The following is a 2873-nucleotide window of genomic DNA, read 5'->3' on the forward strand; positions in this document are numbered from 1 at the left end:
CCCACCAGCGCCTCCACCGAAGCTAGCGCTCCGGTTTCAATGGCTCCCGCCTATCCTGTACAAACTGTACCAAAATTCAATATCAGGCTACAGTAAAGCTCCACGGGGTCTTTCCGTCCTGTCGCGGGTAACCTGCATCTTCACAGGTACTATAATTTCACCGAGTCTCTGGTTGAGACAGTGCCCAAATCGTTACACCTTTCGTGCGGGTCGGAACTTACCCGACAAGGAATTTCGCTACCTTAGGACCGTTATAGTTACGGCCGCCGTTTACTGGGGCTTCAGTTCAGAGCTTCGCTTACGCTAACCCCTCTCCTTAACCTTCCAGCACCGGGCAGGTGTCACCCCCTATACTTCGCCTTACGGCTTCGCAGAGAGCTGTGTTTTTGCTAAACAGTCGCTTGGGCCTATTCACTGCGGCTTTCCGTTAAGAAAGCACCCCTTCTCCCGAAGTTACGGGGTCATTTTGCCGAGTTCCTTAACCAGAGTTCTCTCGCACACCTTAGGATTCTCTCCTCGCCTACCTGTGTCGGTTTGCGGTACAGGCACCTTTTATCTCGCTAGAAGCTTTTCTTGGCAGCGGGGAATCAAAGACTTCGCTCCATAAGGAGCTTCCCCATCACAGCTCAGCCTTCACGATAAGCGGATTTGCCTACTTATCAGCCTAACTGCTTGGACGTGCACAACCAATCGCACGCTTCTTCTATCCTTCTGCGTCCCTCCATTGCTCAAACGATAAAGAGGTGGTACAGGAATATCAACCTGTTGTCCATCGCCTACGCCTGTCGGCCTCGGCTTAGGTCCTGACTAACCCTGAGCGGACGAGCCTTCCTCAGGAAACCTTAGGCATTCGGTGGACGGGATTCTCACCCGTCTTTCGCTACTCATACCGGCATTCTCACTTCTAAGCGCTCCACCAGTCCTTCCGGTCTGACTTCACTGCACTTAGAACGCTCCCCTACCACTGATACCATTGGTATCAATTCGCAGCTTCGGTGGTGTATTTAGCCCCGGTACATTTTCGGCGCAGAGTCACTCGACTAGTGAGCTATTACGCACTCTTTAAATGGTGGCTGCTTCTAAGCCAACATCCTAGTTGTCTAAGCAACTCCACATCCTTTTCCACTTAATACACACTTTGGGACCTTAGCTGGCGATCTGGGCTGTTTCCCTCTTGACTACGGATCTTATCACTCGCAGTCTGACTCCTAAGGATAAGTCATTGGCATTCGGAGTTTGACTGAATTCGGTAATCCGATGAGGACCCCTAGTTCAATCAGTGCTCTACCTCCAAGACTCTTACACTTAAGGCTAGCCCTAAAGCTATTTCGGGGAGAACCAGCTATCTCCAGGTTCGATTGGAATTTCTCCGCTACCCACACCTCATCCCCGCACTTTTCAACGTGCGTGGGTTCGGGCCTCCATTCAGTGTTACCTGAACTTCACCCTGGACATGGGTAGATCACCTGGTTTCGGGTCTACGACCACGTACTAAACGCCCTATTCAGACTCGCTTTCGCTGCGGCTCCGCCTCTTCAGCTTAACCTTGCACGGGATCGTAACTCGCCGGTTCATTCTACAAAAGGCACGCCATCACCCATTAACGGGCTCTGACTATTTGTAGGCACACGGTTTCAGGATCTCTTTCACTCCCCTTCCGGGGTGCTTTTCACCTTTCCCTCACGGTACTGGTTCACTATCGATCACTAGGGAGTATTTAGCCTTGGGAGATGGTCCTCCCAGATTCCGACGGAATTTCACGTGTTCCGCCGTACTCAGGATACATTCAAGAGAGAACGAAGTTTCGACTACGGGGTTGTTACCCTCTACGACGGACCTTTCCAGGTCGCTTCGTCTACCTCGTTCCTTTGTAACTCCGTATAGAATGTCCTACAACCCCAAGAGGCAAGCCTCTTGGTTTGGGCTATGTTCCGTTTCGCTCGCCGCTACTCAGGAAATCGCATTTGCTTTCTCTTCCTCCAGGTACTTAGATGTTTCAGTTCCCTGGGTCTGTCTTCCATACCCTATGTATTCAGGTAAGGATACCATACCATTACGTATAGTGGGTTTCCCCATTCGGAAATCTTCGGATCAAAGCTTACTTACAGCTCCCCGAAGCATATCGGCGTTAGTCCCGTCCTTCATCGACTCCTAGTGTCAAGGCATCCACCGTGCGCCCTTTCTAACTTAACCAAACTAAAAATTAAAAAATATGAGCTACACTGTTATCTAGTTTTCAAAGAACATACATTTATATATGAGAGATAGTTCTCTCAAAACTGAACAAAACGAAACACGGAAACTTATATTGATGAACAGCGTTCATCAATTCTCCATAGAAAGGAGGTGATCCAGCCGCACCTTCCGATACGGCTACCTTGTTACGACTTCACCCCAATCATCTGTCCCACCTTAGGCGGCTGGCTCCAAAAAGGTTACCCCACCGACTTCGGGTGTTACAAACTCTCGTGGTGTGACGGGCGGTGTGTACAAGGCCCGGGAACGTATTCACCGCGGCATGCTGATCCGCGATTACTAGCGATTCCAGCTTCATGTAGGCGAGTTGCAGCCTACAATCCGAACTGAGAACGGTTTTATGAGATTAGCTCCACCTCGCGGTCTTGCAGCTCTTTGTACCGTCCATTGTAGCACGTGTGTAGCCCAGGTCATAAGGGGCATGATGATTTGACGTCATCCCCACCTTCCTCCGGTTTGTCACCGGCAGTCACCTTAGAGTGCCCAACTTAATGATGGCAACTAAGATCAAGGGTTGCGCTCGTTGCGGGACTTAACCCAACATCTCACGACACGAGCTGACGACAACCATGCACCACCTGTCACTCTGCTCCCGAAGGAGAAGCCCTATCTCTAGG

At 50.6% G+C, this 2873-nt stretch carries 2 rRNA genes; both read right to left on the minus strand.

Going from position 1 to position 2873, the window contains the following annotated elements:
- A 23S ribosomal RNA gene (locus tag ACCC84_RS23320) occupies positions 1 to 2193 on the minus strand; the annotation flags it as partial.
- Positions 2194 to 2339: 146 nt separating this feature from the next.
- A 16S ribosomal RNA gene (locus tag ACCC84_RS23325) occupies positions 2340 to 2873 on the minus strand; the annotation flags it as partial.

This window comes from Serratia odorifera, from assembly GCF_041448735.1.
GTDB lineage: Bacteria > Pseudomonadota > Gammaproteobacteria > Enterobacterales > Enterobacteriaceae > Serratia_F > Serratia_F odorifera.